Source organism: Kribbella sp. NBC_01505 (assembly GCF_045040285.1).
Lineage (GTDB): Bacteria > Actinomycetota > Actinomycetes > Propionibacteriales > Kribbellaceae > Kribbella.
In genome coordinates, this window is record NZ_CP109425.1 from 9519369 (window position 1) to 9537000 (window position 17632).

13 protein-coding genes are annotated in these 17632 nt (G+C 67.1%); 7 read left to right on the forward strand and 6 right to left on the reverse strand.

Going from position 1 to position 17632, the window contains the following annotated elements; genetic code table 11:
- Positions 1-179: 179 nt before the first annotated feature.
- Positions 180-986, forward strand: a complete 807-nt coding sequence (locus tag OG474_RS44325; RefSeq protein ID WP_405059709.1) for an ATP-binding cassette domain-containing protein — start codon at positions 180-182, stop codon at positions 984-986.
- A complete protein-coding gene (locus OG474_RS44330; protein ID WP_405059710.1) occupies positions 983-1642 on the forward strand; it encodes a hypothetical protein in 660 nt (219 codons plus the stop codon). The genes OG474_RS44325 and OG474_RS44330 overlap by 4 nt, the downstream gene beginning before the upstream one ends.
- Positions 1643-1666: 24 nt before the next feature.
- Here the strand turns inward: OG474_RS44330 and OG474_RS44335 are convergent, their stop codons facing one another.
- The 3 genes from OG474_RS44335 to OG474_RS44345 all read right to left on the reverse strand — a co-directional run bounded on the left by OG474_RS44335 (position 1667) and on the right by OG474_RS44345 (position 4771).
- The gene (locus OG474_RS44335) at positions 1667-2494 is read right to left on the reverse strand and encodes a carbohydrate ABC transporter permease (protein WP_405059711.1); all 828 of its coding nucleotides are present in this window, start codon (positions 2492-2494) and stop codon (positions 1667-1669) included.
- 1 nt (position 2495) lies between these two features.
- Positions 2496-3338, reverse strand: a complete 843-nt coding sequence (locus tag OG474_RS44340) for a carbohydrate ABC transporter permease (RefSeq protein WP_405059712.1) — start codon at positions 3336-3338, stop codon at positions 2496-2498.
- A gap of 80 nt (positions 3339-3418) precedes the next feature.
- Positions 3419-4771 carry an extracellular solute-binding protein gene (locus OG474_RS44345; RefSeq protein WP_405059713.1) on the reverse strand — a complete coding sequence of 451 codons (1353 nt, stop codon included), beginning with the start codon at positions 4769-4771 and terminating at the stop codon, positions 3419-3421.
- Positions 4772-4893: 122 nt separating this feature from the next.
- Between OG474_RS44345 and OG474_RS44350 the strand changes: the two genes are divergently transcribed.
- The 4 genes from OG474_RS44350 (at position 4894) to OG474_RS44365 (ending at position 14209) form a co-directional block, all read left to right on the forward strand.
- Complete coding sequence (locus OG474_RS44350) at positions 4894-5916, forward strand: LacI family DNA-binding transcriptional regulator (RefSeq protein WP_405059714.1); 1023 nt, start codon at positions 4894-4896, stop codon at positions 5914-5916.
- Between the two features lie 1952 nt (positions 5917-7868).
- Positions 7869-10130: a HelD family protein gene (locus tag OG474_RS44355; RefSeq protein ID WP_405059715.1), complete on the forward strand. Its 2262-nt coding sequence runs from the start codon at positions 7869-7871 to the stop codon at positions 10128-10130.
- Between the two features lie 165 nt (positions 10131-10295).
- Complete coding sequence (locus OG474_RS44360) at positions 10296-12710, forward strand: penicillin-binding protein (protein ID WP_405059716.1); 2415 nt, start codon at positions 10296-10298, stop codon at positions 12708-12710.
- Positions 12711-12955: 245 nt separating this feature from the next.
- On the forward strand, positions 12956-14209 hold the full coding sequence (locus OG474_RS44365) for an aminotransferase class I/II-fold pyridoxal phosphate-dependent enzyme (RefSeq protein WP_405059717.1): 1254 nt from the start codon (positions 12956-12958) through the stop codon (positions 14207-14209).
- Here the strand turns inward: OG474_RS44365 and OG474_RS44370 are convergent.
- On the reverse strand, positions 14198-14716 hold the full coding sequence (locus tag OG474_RS44370) for a PaaI family thioesterase (protein WP_405059718.1): 519 nt from the start codon (positions 14714-14716) through the stop codon (positions 14198-14200). The genes OG474_RS44365 and OG474_RS44370 overlap by 12 nt on opposite strands.
- A gap of 66 nt (positions 14717-14782) precedes the next feature.
- Between OG474_RS44370 and OG474_RS44375 the strand changes: the two genes are divergently transcribed.
- Positions 14783-15271 (forward strand): winged helix-turn-helix transcriptional regulator, encoded by a 489-nt coding sequence (locus OG474_RS44375; protein WP_405059719.1) that lies wholly within the window; start codon positions 14783-14785, stop codon positions 15269-15271.
- On the opposite strand, the gene OG474_RS44380 is transcribed toward OG474_RS44375, so the two are convergent.
- Both OG474_RS44380 and OG474_RS44385 read right to left on the reverse strand, forming a co-directional pair.
- On the reverse strand, positions 15259-16146 hold the full coding sequence (locus tag OG474_RS44380; protein ID WP_405059720.1) for a trypsin-like serine peptidase: 888 nt from the start codon (positions 16144-16146) through the stop codon (positions 15259-15261). The genes OG474_RS44375 and OG474_RS44380 overlap by 13 nt on opposite strands.
- 102 nt (positions 16147-16248) lie before the next feature.
- Positions 16249-17607, reverse strand: a complete 1359-nt coding sequence (locus tag OG474_RS44385) for a hypothetical protein (RefSeq protein ID WP_405059721.1) — start codon at positions 17605-17607, stop codon at positions 16249-16251.
- Between the last annotated feature and the right edge of the window lie 25 nt (positions 17608-17632).

Here is a 17632-nt window from a genome sequence, read left to right on the forward strand (position 1 = left end):
CACTGCACACCCCCTCCAGGTGAACCGTCCACAAGTGACCGCATCGGCACCTGACGACAGCGTTGCCCGCCATTAGCTACTCCTCAGCTCGTGTCTCACCCCAGCCTGACACGCAGCGGGGCCGTCATGGCTGGGGCTCGTTGGCTCGGAGGTGAACCCGCCGCGGATAGGGTCGGGGGATGGAGGTTGTGCGGCTGGCGAAGGTCTCCAAGCGGTTCGGGCGGCGGGAGATCCTCAGCGAGGTTGATCTACGGGTTGGCGCGGGCGAGTTGGTGGCACTGGTTGGTGCCAACGGGTCCGGTAAGTCGACGGTGCTGAAGCTGATGGTGGGATTGTCGCGACCTACTTCAGGGTCTGTACGGCGTACCGCGCGGATCGTCAGTTACGTGCCGGATGTGTTCACGTCGCATGATCGGTTGTCGGCGTCGGCGTATCTCCGGCATCTGGGGCGGATCCGCGGGCTGAGTTCGGAGGCGGCGAGAGAGCGCTCTTCGGTGTTGCTCGAGCGGCTCGCGCTCAGCGGTGGCGCGGATACGCCGATGCGGAAGTTGTCGAAGGGCAACGCGCAGAAGGTCGCGCTTGCCCAGGCGTTGCTTGCTCCGCCGGAGTTGCTCGTGCTGGACGAACCCTGGGCCGGGCTTGATGCGACCGCGCACGCGACATTGCGTGAGCTGCTCAGCGAGACCGCGGCGGCGGGTGCGGCCGTGGCGTTCACCGAACACTCCACGGAGACTGTTCGCTCCACCGCCACGAGAACGTACGAGCTTCACGAGAGAGCGCTCCACGACGTTTCCCGGCCGGCCGCGTTGACCGAGATCGTGCTGGCGCCGGGGCCCGAGCTCGACTGGTCGGGACGGCCCGAGGTGGTCGAGGTTCATCGCGGCGCCGACGGTACGACGCTCGTCGTGGTGACCGGGCAGCACGACGCGGTGTTGCTGTCCGCGCTCTCGCAGGGCTGCTCGGTGCGGCAGGTGAACGCCCGGTGAGCGCTCTCTACCGGTTTCTGATGACCAGCGTGCTGCTGTCGCAGCGCTACCTACCGCCGACCCTGATCTTCCTCGCCGCGCTGGCCGTCGGTACGACGGCCGACGACGGCCCGCTGCAATCGTCCTACGCGTTCTGCGTGCTCGCGATGCTCGTGTGTACGACGTGGCTCACCGTCTCGATCGTCAACCACGAGGATCCGACCCAACGCCGCATCACGCTCGTCATGATCGGCAGCTCGGCCAAGGTCCTCGCGATCACCGTCGCCGTGATCGTGACCTGGTGTCTCCCGCTGATTGTGATCGGTATCTGCTACCCGCTCGTCACCGGCAAGCACGTCGTGACCGCGGGCATCCTCACGATCGGCGTCGTCGCGCACCTCACCGCCGCTCTGGTCGGGATCGCGATCGGGCTGCTCTGTTCCCGCCTCGTCATCCCGCGGATCGGCATCGCCATGCTCACCGCGGCCGCCGCGATCCTCGCGGTCCTCCTGCTCCGCTGGATCTCGCCGATCCGCGCCCTGATGAGCCTGCTCTCCGACAGAGAGCGCTCCCCCGCCGAGAGCGCCGTACCGCTGATCCTGCTGGCTGTCCTCGGCGCGGCGATCCTCACCGCCGCGCTGTTCGCCACCCGAGCCGTCGCCGACCGCAAGGAATAGCAGGCCGGAGAGCGCTCCCCGCGTTCAGCGGCTGAACCCGGCCGTGAGACCGCTCAACAGCTGGCGGCGGCCGACGGCGTACAGGATGACGATGGGGAGGGTGGTCAGTACGACGGAGGCCAGCACTGCAGGGACATTCACGCTGTACTGCCCCTGGAACGTCCACAGCGCAAGCGGGAGCGTGCGTTGCTCGGGGCTCTGGGTCAGGATCAGCGGCAGCAGGAACCCGTTCCACACCCCGAGCCCGTTGTAGATCGCGACCGTCACCAGCGCCGGCCGGGTCAGCGGGAGCGCGAGCTTCCGCAGCATCCCCCACTCGGTCGCGCCGTCGACGCGCATCGACTCGAAGAGCTCCTTCGGGACGTCGCGGATGAAGTTCGTCAGCACGAGCACGGAGAGCGGTATCGCGAACGCGATCGACGGCAGCACGATCGCGAGCAGACTGTCGTACAGGTGCATCCGGATGATCAGCAGGTAGACCGGGATGATCGTTGCCTGCAACGGAATAGCCAGCCCCATCAGGAACAACCCGTTCACCCCGGCCAGGAACCGGTTGCCGGCCCCGCGCACGATCGCGTACGCCGCCAGGAACGCGATCGTCACCGCCGGGATGATCGTGCCCGCGGTGACGATGACGCTGTTCACGAAGTACCGCGGGAAGTCGGACTGGATCACCAGCTGATAGTTCGAAACCGTCGGTGCGCTCGGCAACGCGAACGGGTTCTGACTGAAGTACGCCGACTGGTCCTTGAAGCTCGTCACCACGATCCAGTAGAGCGGGATCATCACGATCACCAGCCACAACCAGCCGGCCGAGCCGCCCAGCCAGTTCAGCCGCACAAGCTTGCGCATCTCAGGCCCCTTCCTGCTGACTGGCCGTCGTACTGCCGCCGAGCCGCCGCAACAGCAACGCCAGCGCGAGACCGAGCAGCACCAGCAGTACGGCGATGACGCTCGCCGGGCCCATCAGGTTCGCCTGGAACCCGCGCTTGTACATGTCGAGCGCGAGCACCCGCGTCGCATCACCAGGCCCACCCGCGGTGAGCACGAAGATCAGGTCGAAGAACGTCAGCGACCCGACCACCATCAACGTCGACGAGGTGATGATCGTGTACTTCAGCTGCGGCACCGTGATGCTGAAGAACTGCCGCACCCGCCCCGCGCCGTCGATCGAGGCGGCCTCGTACATCGTGGTCGGGATCTGCCGAACGCCACCTTGATAGATCAGCGAGTGGAACGGGATGAACTGCCACGAGACCACGAAGATCACCACGCCGACCGCGAGCCCGCTGCGCCCCAGCCAGTCCTGCGTCAGGAAACCGATCTTCAGACCGGCGCCGAGCCCGAAGTTCGGGTCCAGCAAGGCCTTGTACGTGATCGCGATCGCCGCCGAGCTGAGCAGCAGCGGAACGAAGTACAGCACCGCGAGCAAACCGCGGTACCGCTGCCGGCCGGCAAGAAACGTTCCGATGAGCAGAGAGAGCGGTGTCTGCACCGCCCAGGACAAGATCATGATCTCGAACGTCACCCAGATCGCATGCGGTAACCCGGGATCGGACAGCACCGATCCCCAGTTCGCCAGCCCAGCAGGGCGAATCGCACCCAGCCCGTCCCACTGCGCGAAGCTCAGCACCAGTACGCCGATCAGCGGGATCACGCCGAAGACCACGAACATGATCAAGGCCGGAAACACCATCCACGACACCGCACCGGTTCCGTGAGAAGAACCGGTACGGCGGGTAACCGCTCGGCCCGGGCCACCCGCCGTACCGGAGCTCACTTGCCGATCACCGCGTTCATGCTGTCGGCGAACTGCTGCGGCGAGATCGACAGCTGGAAGAGCTTCGCGATGTTGTCGAGCAGCGTCTCGGCCTGGGTCGGGCTGAGCGCCTGGTCCCAGGACTGCGCGAAGTTCTTCGCGTTCGCCGAGGTGTCGTAGACGAACTTCAGCCAGGCGGCGTCGTTCTTGTCGGTGATCCCGGCGAGCTTGTCCTTGGAGCTCTTCGCGACCGCGATGTTGCCCGACTTCACCCACGCCTCCACCGACGCGTCGTCGAGCGTGTTGTTCGCCAGGAACTTCTTCGCCGTCTCCTTGTCGGCCGCGCTCGCCTTCGAGGAGATCGACAGGTACTGCCCCGGGTTGCCGACCGTGTCGGTCGGATCGCCCTTGCCGCCGTCGACCGCGGGGAAGTTCAGGTAGCCCAGGTGATCGCCGGTCACGAAGTCCCCACCAGAGGACTTCATGTTGCCGTAGGTCCAGGCGCCGTGCAGCATCATCGCGGCCTTACCCGTGAAGAGCAGCGCCTGGTCGGCGTTCGAGTCGGCTGTGATCGAGGAGAAGCCCTTGATGAAACCGCCCGCCTTGATCAGCTTCTGCATCTCGTCGAGCGCCTTCAGCGACGACGGGTCCGACCACGAGCCCGCCGTACCCTCGAAGATGCTCTGGAAGACCGCACTGCCGCCGATCCGGTCGAACAGGAACTCCAGCCACATCATGTTCGTCCAGCGGGACTGCCCGCCGAGCGAGAACGGCGCGATCCCGGCGCCGTTGAACTTCGGCACCAGATCCATGATGTCGCCCCACGACTGCGGCGGCTGCGCGCCGATCTTCTCGAACGCGCGCTTGTCGTAGAACAGCACGATCGGCGTGGTCGTCTCGACCGGCATCGCGTAGATCTTCCCGCCGACCGTGGCCGCGCCGAACGCGGACGGGAAGATCGAATCCTTCAGCGCCGCGTTCTGCCCGAAGAAGCCGGTCAGGTCCTCGACCTGATCCGCGTCCACGTAGCTCTTCAGCCCGCCGCCACCCCAGCCCCAGATCAGCGTCGGCCCCTGGCCGGCCCCGATGGCGGTCTTGATCTTCTGCTTGAACGCGTCGTTCTGGAACTCGGTCGTCTTCAGCTGCGTGCCCGAGTTCGCGTCGTTGAACCGCTTGACCTGCGCCTCCCGGATGCCCTGCTGCGGCTGCCCGGTGAGGAACCAGTACGTCGATCCGCCGCCCGCGCCACCGGTCGAGCCGGGTGTCGTCTTCGGGCCGGAGGTACCGCAGGCCGCGAGCGCGCTGACCGCGGCCAAACTCAGAAATGTTCGTCGCGCCAGCACATTCGAGGTGGGTCTGATCGGGTCCACTGTGATCTCCGTCTCCCTGAAGGTGTTTCGTAACGTAGATTTCGAAGAAACACCTGTCAAGGCTTGTCAGAGCCTTCGAAATTTTTCGATAATTACGCCGCTGGTTCACGAGGAGGAACGAGATGCCACGTCCGAAGACCGCGGTGACGCTGTCCACCGTCGCCAAGACCGCCGGGGTCTCGATCGCGACCGTCTCCAAGGTCCTCAACGGCCGCAGCGACGTCTCGTCGGCGACCCGCGCGCGGGTGCAGGACCTCCTCAACCAGCACGGGTACGTCGGCCGCCGCCCGGAGACCGTCGTCCGTGACTCGGTCGAGCTCTTCTACCAAGGGGCCTTGAACAACTACTCGGTCGAGATCATCCAGGGTGTCGTCGAGGCCGGTCAGGCGGGCGGCGTCGACGTCGTACTGAACGCACACCCGCGGCACGAGTCCAGCGTCACGGACCGCGCGAGCCGCTGGATCCGAGAGCTGATCGCAGGCGGACGCCGGGCCGCGATCGGCATCACCAGCGAGCTCACCGACGCCGACCTCGCCGCACTCTCGCGAGCCCGATTGCCGTTGGTGGTCATCGATCCGGCGAACATCCCCGAGCCGGACGTGACGAGCGTCGGCTCGACGAACTTCGCCGGCGGAATGGCCGCGACGCAGTACCTGCTCGGCCTCGGTCACCGGCGGATCGCCTACCTCGGCGGCCCGCCCACCTCAGGCTGCAACCAGGCAAGGATGAGCGGCTTCCGCAACGCGATGGAAGCCGCCGGCGCCACCGTCCCGAAGCACTACGTCTGGCAACGCGACTTCCTGTACGACGACGGCGTGGCCGGCGGATCCGTCCTGCTCGACCTGCCCGACCGCCCCACCGCGATCTTCGCCGGCAGCGACGAATCAGCCCTCGGCGTGATGGAGGCAGCCCGATCCCGCGGCCTCCGCATCCCCGAAGACCTCAGCGTCGTCGGCTTCGACGACACCCAGGTCGCCCGCCTCGCCTCGCCCCCACTCACCACCGTCAAACAACCCCTCCGCGAAATGGGCGCCGTAGCCCTCCGCACCGCCCTGCGCCTGGCCGCCGGCGAGACCATCGACTCCCACCACGTAGAACTAGCCACCACCCTCATCACCCGAAACTCAGCCACCCACCCCGCCTAACCCCCGTCTTTGTGGAGTCCTACTGCCGCTGGGTGGCAGCAGGACTCCACAAAGACGAGCTCCCGCTCAGTTGCCTGCGGCCGGACCAGTACCCGGTGGTTGCTCGCCGCCGCGGCCGACGCTAACGACACGGACGGCTGGCCGATCCTGTGGCTGAGGTGGATGGCGAGGCCGGCGATCGCCTCCCCTCCGCCTGGGCTTCCGGCCTTCGGCTGAGGTGGGTGACGAGGTCGGCAATCGCGTGCCCGTCGCCTGGGCTTCGGTTGCCGCCAGTGAGTTGCCTTGCCTGAAAGGTGCCCGATGCGAGATCCACGGATGCCTACTGCCGCTCCGTGGCAGTAGGCCTCCGTGAACCTGCCGATAGGCCCGTTCATCGCGCCTCTGCGGGGATCTACTGCCGCTCCGTGGCAGCAGGCCTCCGTGAACCTGCCGATAGGCCCGTTCATCGCGCCTCTGCGGGGATCTACTGCCGCTCCGTGGCAGCAGGCCTCCGTGAACCTGCTGATAGGCCCGCGAATCGCACCTCTGCGGGGATCTACTGCCGCTCAGAGGCTGTTGCGATTTGGCGGCTGCTCTTCGCCAAGCCGGTTTGGGGGAGCGAGATCGCGGCAGGTGATCGGCCGCGGTGGCTGAGCACTTTGCCTGGACAGGAACCCCGCCTTCCCGGATGTGCTCGTCCGATCCCGCCGCTCGGATTCGGCCGGTGGGGTGGTCGGTGGCTGGTCGCCGCTGCGGCCGGTTTGACTGAGACGGGTGGCTGGGGTGGTCTTCGGCTGAGGGGGATGGAGCGGTCGGTGACCACGGTTGCGGTTGCTTGAGCTTCCGGGCTGTGGTTGCTCCCAACGATCAGGAGGCTTGGCAGCTGGCCCGTCGCGGTGGTTGCTCCCGACGATCAGGAGGCCTGTCAGCTGACTCGCCGCCGTGGTTGACCACTGGGGTTCGGGTCGCCTGCCTCGCCTGCGGAATTTCGCTGGATATCCGTTCAAATGGGCCCTTCTCTGCTCAAATATTGAGGGGAGAACCAGCAACTTGCGGGGAGATCCCCTCGTTTTCCGGGACCACAACCCAAGCCCGGAAGCTCAAGCAACCGAACTGTGGTCACCGGCCTCGCCATCCCCCTCAACCACAGACCACGCCCACCTAGCACTTCAGCAAATCGGCCGCCGCCACGACCAGCCACCGGCTACGTATCCGGCCTGTCCGGTACGGCGCGAATCGGGGCACACCAACACCCCGCGAACACGCACAAACCGCGACCAGCCGCCTCGTTACATCTTTGTGGAGTCCTACTGCCACTGAGTGGCAGCAGCACGCCACAAAGGCGAGCTTCGGCCCGGTTCGGATGCGGCCAGCGAGTTGAGGTCGTCTGGAAGGTGCCGGTTGCGCGATTCACGGATGCCTACTGCCGCTCCCTGACAGTAGAACTCCGTGAACCGACAGACACGCCCGCACATCGCGCCTCTGCGGGGACCTACTGCCGCTCAGAGACAGTAGATCCCCGCAAACCGCCAAAAACCACCGCAAACGGGCCACCCAACAGGCCTCCTCACCGCCGGCCGCAACCAAAGCCCAGAAGCTCAAGCAACCGGCACGCGGCCACCGGCCGCACCATCCCGCCCAGCCACAGACCACCCCAGCCACACCGCTTCAGTAAAACCGGCCGCAGCGGCGACCAGCCACCGTGTACAAGATCGGCCGAATCCGAGCGGACGGACGGGACGAGCACATTCAGGAAGGCGGGGTTCCTGGCTCGAACAGTGGATCACCCACCGCAGACGAGCGGCGCTGGCGGATGGCGCGTGAATTGCTTGCGAAAGACCCCGGGAATAGATACCGTTGGGTGTTTCTGTCTGAAACGAAAAAAGTTGCCCTGGTGGGGCAACTAAGACCAGATTATCAGACAATTCGGCACCCATCAAGTCAAATCTCAGGAAGAACGATCGGGGGGCACGGTGACCGACGAGTTGCTGGCACAGCAGGTGGCTGAAGAACAAGGGCATGTGGCGATCATGTACGAACGGCTCGACGTGTTGCGCGAAAGGGCACAGGGTGAGCTGCAGCGGGTTCAGGGTGAGAACACCGTCGACAATCTGCAGGGATTCAGTGAACGCGAATCCTTCACCAATCTGTTCTCCGGCCGATTCGCGCAACTGTCGTCGGTGGAGCGTGGATTGTGTTTCGGGCGGATCGACGAGACCGGCGGCGAGCGGTTCCACATCGGCCGGATCGGGCTGTTCGACGAGGAGTACGATCCGCTGCTGATCGACTGGCGGACGCCGCTCGCGCAGTCGTTCTACCGCGCCACGCCGGCCGCGCCGCTCGGCGTCACGCGGCGCCGGCACATCCGGTTGAGCGGGCGGACCGTGGTGGGCGTGGACGACGACGTACTCGATCTCGACGCCTTGCAGGACAGCGATCGCAGCACGCTGATCGGCGAGGCCGCGTTGATGTCGTCGCTCGGCGCGAGCCGGACCGGCCGGATGAACGAGATCGTCGCGACCATCCAGACCGAGCAGGACGAGATCATCCGCTCTGAGCTGCCGGGTGTCCTGGTCGTTCAGGGCGGCCCCGGTACCGGCAAGACAGTCGTCGCGTTGCACCGCGCGGCGTACCTGCTCTACACGCACCGCGAGCAGCTGTCGCGGACCGGCGTACTGGTGGTCGGGCCCAACACCACGTTCCTGCGCTACATCGACCAGGTGCTGCCGTCGTTGGGTGAGACCGATGTCGTGCTTGCGACGGTCGGCGAGCTCTACCCCGGAGTGGAGGCGACCGCGACCGAACAAGCAGCCGCGGCGCGGGTGAAGGGCGACCTCGCAATGGTCGACGTCCTCGCAAAAGCGGTGGCGAACTTCCAGCGGGTGCCAGACGCGGCCCTTGAATTCAAGGTCGATCAGCACGAGCTTGTACTGCGGCCAGGTGCGGTACGGAAGGCGAAGGAGAAGGCGCTCGAGGCCGACGAGCCGCACAACCCGGCCCGCAAGATCTTCGTCCGCCGGATCCTGAAGGTGCTCACCGATCAGGTCGTGGACAAGATCGGCAGGCAGTACGTCGGTGAGGAGGATATCGAGGACATCCGCAAGGAACTGGCCGAGGACGACCGTGTGCAAGGGGTACTCGACCACCTCTGGCCGGAGCTCACCCCGCAACTGCTGATCAGCGTGCTGTTCTCGTCGGCCGAGCGTCTGGCCGCCGCGGCGCCGCAGCTGAGCGAGGACGACCGGGCCGCGCTCATCCGGCCGATCGACGCGCCCTGGACAGCGTCCGACGTACCGCTGCTCGATGAGGCGGCCGAGCTGATCGGGGAACTCGACTCGGCCGTCGCTGCCAGGAGACAACAGGCGGCGGCAGCGGCAGCGGAGGCCGAGGACAGCTGGAAGTACATGCGAGAGGTCGTCCAGGTCCAGCTGGAGGCGACCAACATCGTCGTCATGCCATGGGAGATCGAGCAGTTCGCTGACCTCGCGCACCATCGGAACGAGCTGATCAGGAACCCGGGCACGGTGTCCGAGCGCGCGTCGGCCGATCGCAGCTGGGTCTTCGGCCACCTGATCGTCGACGAGGCGCAGGAGTTGTCGGCGATGGACTGGCGACTGCTGATGCGTCGTTGCCCACGACGGTCGATGACGCTGGTCGGCGACATCGCCCAGACCGGGACGGACGCCGGCGTGAAGTCGTGGTCCGATCTGCTCGAGCGGTACGCACCACGCCGCTGGCGCAGCGCCGAGCTGACCGTCAACTACCGCACGCCGACCGAGATCATGACGGTCGCGGCCGACGTGCTGAAGGCCATCGACCCCAGCCTGCAACCACCGGTCTCGGTCCGCGAAGGTGACGACGAGCCGTGGATCCGCGCCGTACCGTCGGATGAGTTCGCCGACGCCCTCGCATCCGCGATCAAGACCGAGCGGGAGGCGGTCGGCGACGGTCGGCTCGTCGTGCTCGTGCCGTCACCCCGGTACGCCGAACTGGCCGCCGTACTGGAAGATGTTGCCTATAGCAATGACCCGGCGGTCCTCGACGCACCGGTAGCCCTGCTTGACGTCACCCAGTCGAAAGGCCTCGAGTTCGACGCGGTCCTGATCGCCGATCCGGCCGGCATCATCGCCGAGTCCCCCCGCGGCCTCTCCGACCTGTACGTCGCCATCACCCGCGCCACCAAGCGCCTCGGCGTACTGGCCGACGGCGACCTCCCCGCCGTACTGCGGCACTGAATCCGGTCGGCCGTACCTGGCCAAGGACAGCCGGTCCTTGGCCAGGTACGGCACCGAGCGCGGAGTGAGAGCGCGACCACGGAGGGTGAAATCGTGGGTCGAATGTGTTAATTCTGTGATCCCAAGCCTCCCGAAGGCCCTGCTGCTGCCGTACTGTGCCGGACCATGCACAGAAGTGAGCCGGCCCGCCCGAACGCTTTCCGGTCGGTGCTCCTCTTCCTCTTGGTGAGCACGCTGTCCGGCGCTCTCCTGGCCGGTCTGGCGCTCCCGCTGGCCGGTCTGGCCGGCGTGACCACGGAGGCGGCGTACAACACCGTCCAGTTCCTCCCGCAGGACCTGGAGATCCCGCCGTCGCAGCAGAAGACGGTCATCCAGGCGACGGACGGCTCGCTGATCGCGACTCTCTACAAGGAGAACCGGACCGAGGTCCCGTTGAAGGCGATCAACCCGATCATGCTGAAGGCGATCGTGGCGATCGAGGACGACCGGTTCTACGAGCACGGCGCGCTGGACGCCAAGGGCACGCTGCGCGCGCTGCTGCGCAACCAGTCGGGCGGCGGGGTCTCGCAGGGCGGCTCCAGCATCACCCAGCAGTACGTCAAGCTCAGCCTGGTCGCGAAGGCGAAGACGCCCGAGGAGCGCGCGGCGGCCACCGCCGACTCCTACGAGCGCAAGATCGCCGAACTGCGCTACGCGATCGCGGTCGAGCAGAAGGTGGCCAAGGAAGAGATCCTGCACCGCTACCTGAACCTCGCCTTCTTCGGCGGCCGCTCGTACGGCGTCGAGGCCGCGGCCAAGCATTACTTCGGGGTACCGGCGTCCAAGCTGACCCTGCCGCAAGCCGCGCTCCTGGCCGGCCTGGTGAAGAACCCGGTCGGCTACGACCCGACCGACAACCCGAAGAAGGCCAAGGACCGGCGCGACACCGTACTGGCCCGGATGCGCGACCTCGGCATCATCGCCGAGAAGGATGCCCGGGCCGCGATGCGGACGGCGGTCATCGACCCCCGCAAGGTCCAGGTCGTGCCGAACGGCTGCGCGAACTCGAAGTATCCGTTCTTCTGCGACTACGTCGTGGCGAAGCTGAAGGACAACACGGTCTTCGGCAAGTCCAAGGAGGACCGGGAGAACTACATCCAGACCGCGGGGCTGACGATCCGGACGTCGCTCGACCCGAAGATGCAGGCGGCGGCGCAGAAGTCGATCGACGAGCACTCGAAGCCGACCGACGCCGCGGTCGCGGCGATCACCGTCGTCGAGCCGGGCACCGGCCTGGTGAAGGCGATGGCGCAGAGCAAGCCGTACGGGTTCAAGAAGAACCAGACGTCGTACAACTACAACGTCGAGAAGTCCTACCCCGGTGGGTTCGGCGGGTTCCAGAACGGGTCGACGATGAAGGCGTTCACCATCGCCGCCGCGATCCAGAAGGGCGTCCCGCTCAACTACCGGATCAACTCGCCGCAGATCCTCGACCTCAGCGGGCAGGACTTCAAGACCTGCACGGGCGTCACGTCCGATCCGCACTACGTGCCGAAGAACTCGACCAAGACCGTGCCCGACCCGTCGATGATCGAGGCGGCGCGTGCCTCGACCAACACCTACTTCCTGCAGCTGTCCCAGCAGGTCGGTCTGTGCCCGATCGCCACCCTCTCCTCGAGGATGGGGATGCGCGATGCGCAGACCGAGGAGCCGCTCCTGCAGGTCCCGTCGATGACGCTGGGCTCGGCCGGTCTGATCACGCCGATGATGCTGTCCAGCGCGTACGCGACGTTCGCCGCCCGCGGCACCTTCTGCAACCCGCTGGTGATCACGTCGGTCGACAGCGTCCGCGGCAAGACGATCACGACACCCGGCCGCAGCTGCAAGCCGGTGATGGCTCAGCAGGTCGCGGACGGCGTCAACTACGTGCTGCACCAGGTCATGGAGCCGGGCGGTACCGGTGGCAAGCTGAAGTTCGGCCGGAGCGACCTGGCCGGCAAGACCGGAACGATCGACGAGAACCGGGCCGTCTGGTTCGCCGGCTACTCGTCGAAGTACGCCGCCGCCTCGGTGGTGGCCGACGCGAGCCCGCCGCAGAAGAACCTGATCGGTCAGATCTTCAACGGCAAGAAGCTGAGCGACGCCTCGGGTTCCGGTACGGCGGGTCCGATCTGGGAAGCCGCGATGCGCGGGGTACTGGCCGGCGTACCGACGACGCATTTCGTCCAGCCGGACGAGAAGACCATCCGCGGCAACGTGAAGGACCTGCCGGAGGTGAAGGGGATGACGCCGGAGGAGGCGACCGCCAAGCTCTTGGCGCTCGGCTTCAAGGTGGCCGCCTCCGACGACCTGGTCGACTCCGACGCGGTCTCCGGCACGGTGGCCTACACCAGCCCGCGGGCCGCGGACGGCGCGCTGGCCGGTGCCACCGTCACGCTCTGGCTGTCGAACGGCAGCAAGGTGCCGCCGCCGACCACTCCCCCGTCGACACCGGTCACCCCAGGCATTCCGCCGGTGATCCCACCGCCCACGAAGCCGACCGGCGGTCACATCCCCTGCCCGCCGTGGGATCCGAAGTTCCCGAACTGCGGGCGGCGCTGACCCGTGGTATAGCTCCGCTTCAGATCCTATGTGCCTGGCGGGCGCTCCCGCGCCGTAGCGAGCAGGTGCTCGGTGCGGTGCATCGGCGTGCGGGGGCGAAGTGTGCGATGCGGAGCATCGTGCGCTTTGCCCACGTGCGGCGAGGTGCCGTGCCGAGTGCCGCGCAGTAGGCGGGGGAGCGTCCGCCAGGCACTAAGCTGTGCGTAACGATTGCAGCGAAGGGAAATGTCGTGGGTGGTTCGGCCTTGACGGTGGAAGAGTTGACGGCGCAGCGGGACAGCGCCCAGGCGGAGTACGACGCGCTCGCCGAGAAGGGGCTGAAGCTCGACCTGACCCGCGGTAAACCGTCGCCGCGGCAGCTCGATCTGGCCGACGGGATTCTCGGGGCGATCGAGCGACCGGTCGCCGCGGACGGGACCGACCTGCGCAACTACGGCGGTCTGAACGGGCTGCCCGAGCTGCGCGCGATCTTCGCCGCCGGCCTGCAGGTTCCGGCCGACCAGCTGCTGGCCGCCGGCAACTCGAGCCTCGAGCTGATGCACGACGCGATCGTGTTCGCGCTGCTCGGCCAGGTGCCGGGCGCCGAGCGCCGCTGGGCCGACGAGGACGAGATCACCTTCCTCTGCCCGGTTCCCGGCTACGACCGGCACTTCGGGATCTGCGAGCGCTACGGGATCAAGATGGTCCCGGTCGCGCTGACCCCGGACGGCCCGGACATGGACGAGGTCGAGCGGCTGGTCGCCGCCGACGCCTCGATCAAGGGCATCTGGTGCGTCCCGAAGTACAGCAACCCGACCGGTACGACGTACTCGGACGAGACGGTTCGCCGGCTCGCCACGATGACGACGGCCGCGCCGGACTTCCGGATCTTCTGGGACAACGCGTACTCCGTGCACCACCTGACCGACGACCACGCCGAGCTGGCCGACGTGCTGGCGCTGGCTGCCGAGGCGGGGAACGCGGATCGCGTCTTCGTGTTCGGGTCGAGCTCGAAGATCACCCTGGCGGGCGCGGGCGTCGCGTTCTTCGGCGCCTCCCCGGCGAACCTGAAGTGGTGGGCGAGCCACACGGTCAAGCGGAGCATCGGGCCGGACAAGGTCAACCAGCTTCGGCACGTGGAGTTCCTGCGCAACGAGGCCGGCCTGGCCGACCACATGCGCAAGCTGGCCGAGCTGATCCGGCCGAAGTTCGAGGCGGTCGACAAGATCCTCACCGCCGAGCTCGGCGACAGCGGGTTCGCGTCCTGGAACGCACCGACCGGCGGCTACTTCATCACGCTGCAGGTGCCGGACGGTTGCGCCGCGGACGTCGTCGCCAAGGCGAAGGCGGCCGGGATCGCGCTCACCCCGGCCGGTGCCACCCACCCGTACGGCGACGACCCGTCGGACAGCATCATCCGGATCGCACCGACGTACCCGGAGCTCGACGAGCTGGAGACCGCGGTCGCCGGCCTGACGGTCTGCGTCCGGCTGGCCGCGGTCGAGAAGCTACTGGCCTAGGGTCTGCAGGTCGAAGATCAGACAGGTGGACGTGGCGTGCGCGAGCAGCGTGCCGCGCTCGTCCACCAGCCTGGCCTCAGCGACGGCGGTGCGACGGCCGCGGCTGATGATCTGACCGGTGCAGCGCAGCTCGCCGGACTTCACCGTGACCGGCTTGATGAAGCGCGTGTTCAGATCGAGTGAGGTGTAGCCGACGCCGGCCGGCAGCGTCGAGTGCACCGTGCAGCCCGCGGCGGTGTCGAGCAGGGTCGCGATCACGCCACCGTGCACCGTGCCGAGCGGGTTGTAGTGGTACTCCTGGACCGGCATGATCACCGTCACCTGGCCCTCCTCGACCTCGATCCCGGTCGCACCGACCAGCTGCAGGATCGGCGGCGGCGGAATCTCTCCGTCGCGCAGCGCCTGCAGCATCTCGAGGCCGGACGTCGTCCCGACCCGGGCGGCGATCTCGGCCGGATCCGGCCAGCTGAAGGTGCGCGTGCGAGGGCCGTCCTGGGTCTCGGTCATAGCGCTGAGCCTCACAGGCCGGGCCTGGGTCTGTCAACGAGACCTAGAACTCAGTAGGGTGGAGGCATGTACAACGCGCTGGACTGGTCGACGGACAACTGTCCCGTCGGGCTCACGATGGAGATCATCGGCGAGCGCTGGACGGTCGTCGTACTGCGCGAGGTGTTCAACGGCATCCGGCGGTTCGACGACATGCGGACCCGTACGCACGTGCCGCGGCAGGTGCTGTCGAACCGGCTCGCCACGCTGGTCGACCACGGGATCCTGCGGCGAACGCCGTACCAGGAGCCGGGTGCGCGGCAGCGGTTCGAGTATCGGCTGACAGAGAAGGGGCTCGACCTTTACCCGGTCCTGATCGCGATCCGGGACTGGGGCGACAAGCACCTGACCGGTGCCGAGGGCTCACCGGTCGAGGTCACGCACCGCGAGTGCGGCGCCTTGGTGCACACCGAGGTCCGGTGCGCGGCCGGTCACGCGGTCACCCCGCGCGACGCCGTACCGCGTCCCGGACCTGGTGCGCAGCGTCGAAATCTGGGCCGGGATCAGCCGGCTTGAGCTGTGTTGTAGAGGTTCTGGGCGTCGGCGCCGAAGTACGGGCCGAACATCCAGGTCGGGATGAGGTTGATCTTGTAGCTGTTCACCGAGTTGACGATGCCGACGCCGGTCGACTCGCTGAACTGCAGGAACCAGCCGCCACCACTCGCGCCGCCGGTCATGTCGCACGTCATGCCGATGCCGTCGGAGATGAACGCGTTGAAGACCTTGCCGCTGCAGTACACGAGCTTGGTGCCGTCGTACGGCGCCGCTGCCGGGTAGCCGAAGGCGTACATGTTCTGGCCGCGCGCCTGGTTGAACGCGATGCCCTGGCCGCCGACCACATCGGTCAGGCTCGCGCCGCTCAGCGGGTTCACAACCGCGGCACCGACGTCGTAGTTGATGTCCTCACTGGCCACCCACTGCGGCGTCGCGTAGGTCTTCTTCGCGGTCCACGTCCCGTACGGCGTCGCGCCGTTGTTGTAGGCGGGTACGAAGACCCAGTTGGTGTGGAACGCGCCGTCGAGCTTCACGCAGTGCCCGGCCGTGACGACCGTGCTCTTGTTGCCGCTCGTCACCGCGGTCCCGCTGCAGGACGCCGTACGGCCGGTGTAAGTGAAGAACACGCGACCTTCGGTGGAGACGATCTTGCCGCCGCTGGTCCACGCGCCGCCGCCACTCGGGAAGGCGCTCGGCGCGACTGTGGTCGGCTGACCGGCGGCCACCGTGCCGCCGCTGAGCCGCTGCTTCGGTGTCAGTAGCTGGTCGATCGGTACGGCGGATCGCATCCGCTCCGGCGTCCAGAAGCCGGCCACCTGGGCCTGCTGGGACTTGGTGATCGCGGCCTGGTGGGTCGTCGAGGGCGAGGCAGCGGTGGCCGTGGTTGCACCGGCCATCGCGCAGGTTATTGCCAGCAGGGCGGGAAAAAGCGGGCGGACTCGCATTTTGCACCTCACAGTGATTGGGCGGTCACATTAGGTGCGCGAAACGATAAGCCTTCAGCGCCGGACCAGCAATGGCTGGAACGCGACCCGGATGTTCGCCGCGGTCGGCTCCACAGGAGTCGAAATCGTCGACCCGGCGATCGGCAGCAGGGCGGAGTCGTCGGTGTAGACCTCAGGGCAGGCCGGACCGTCGATCACCACCTTGGCGGACTTCACCAGCTGACCGGACCGCATCGAGTAGATCTTCACCGGCACCACGACCTTGCGGAACGTGCGGTAGAAGTTGAAGTCGTAACCCTCACGCACGTACGGGCAGGTCCTGATCGCCGGGCCGTCTTCCAGCGCTTCGGTGCAGATCACCACCGAGGCGTCGATCGGCGAGGCGGTCTTCCACTTGGTCGGCAGCTGGCTGGTGAAACCCTCCGGCTCGCCGAGGAACAGCGCACGGTTCACCCCAGGGCCGTAGCGCGGCGCACCGCTGTACCCGGCCGGATTGGTGCAGTACTCGCCGTTCTCGATCAGAGCCCGGAGGTCGAGCAGCTGCACCTTCAGCGTGACCGCGGCCAGCGCGACCCGTGCCTTGGGACTGATCGCGGCCTTGGGGTACTGCCCGATCAACTCCTGAAGCCGGTTCGACGCCGGGCGCCACTGGGCCGCTTTGATCTCGGTTTGCGCGCAGGCAAACTGCGCATCGGGCACGAGACCGTCGCCGACCGAGCGCGACTTGTCCAGCACGTTGTGGCCTTCAGGACGATTCCGCAACCAGGTGGCGAGCTTCGCGGTCGGGCAGGGGCCACCCTTCGTCACAGTGCCGAGGTACTCGTCGAGGACCTTCTCCACCGTCTTCTCCTGCCCAGGCTTCGCGAGCACCAGGCGGAGTTTCTCGAACTCCTTGGCAAGGGTGTCGGTGTCACCACTCCAGGTGGTTTGCAGCCGGGACGCGATCTGCCGCAGCTCGGCACAAGCCTCGACATCGACCCCGAGCCGCTCGATTCCCGGGCCGTCCGCGACGCGGTCGCCGTACCGGGCCTTCTGCTGTGCGGCGGTGACGCCCGCGCAGTCGCCGGCCTCGCGCGCCTCGGCGACGTCGCTCTGGATGCCGGCCGCTTCGACCCGGAAGAACACCCCGGCCAGCAGGACCGGAACCGTTACACACAAGGCGATCACGCGCTGCTCGGCCACCGGCCTCGGGCCCGGCTTCCCGGCCAACATCCAGCCGTGCACGACGACTGCGACCCACCACACCGCCATGACTATCTGGGGCCACAGAGCCTTCTCCACCAGCAGCAGCGCCACCAACGCAGCCGTCATCATCATCGACGCGATCGCCAGCCGCCACCGGCGCAACAGCAGGTAGCCGATGCCCAGTAGCGACGCGTTCCCGATGGCAACAGCCAGCCGATCATCCTTCATACCGAAAGCCTGACCCACCGTGACG

Bases quoted from the DNA above. Each gene is read 5' to 3' on its own strand.
- OG474_RS44375 (WP_405059719.1), top strand. From the start codon at position 14,783: ATGTACAACGCGCTGGACTGGTCGACGGACAACTGTCCCGTCGGGCTC.
- OG474_RS44380 (WP_405059720.1), bottom strand. From the start codon at position 16,146: ATGGCCGGTGCAACCACGGCCACCGCTGCCTCGCCCTCGACGACCCAC.
- OG474_RS44335 (WP_405059711.1), bottom strand. From the start codon at position 2,494: ATGCGCAAGCTTGTGCGGCTGAACTGGCTGGGCGGCTCGGCCGGCTGG.
- OG474_RS44340 (WP_405059712.1), bottom strand. From the start codon at position 3,338: ATGGTGTTTCCGGCCTTGATCATGTTCGTGGTCTTCGGCGTGATCCCG.
- OG474_RS44350 (WP_405059714.1), top strand. From the start codon at position 4,894: ATGCCACGTCCGAAGACCGCGGTGACGCTGTCCACCGTCGCCAAGACC.
- OG474_RS44385 (WP_405059721.1), bottom strand. From the start codon at position 17,607: ATGAAGGATGATCGGCTGGCTGTTGCCATCGGGAACGCGTCGCTACTG.
- OG474_RS44370 (WP_405059718.1), bottom strand. From the start codon at position 14,716: ATGACCGAGACCCAGGACGGCCCTCGCACGCGCACCTTCAGCTGGCCG.
- OG474_RS44325 (WP_405059709.1), top strand. From the start codon at position 180: ATGGAGGTTGTGCGGCTGGCGAAGGTCTCCAAGCGGTTCGGGCGGCGG.
- OG474_RS44360 (WP_405059716.1), top strand. From the start codon at position 10,296: ATGCACAGAAGTGAGCCGGCCCGCCCGAACGCTTTCCGGTCGGTGCTC.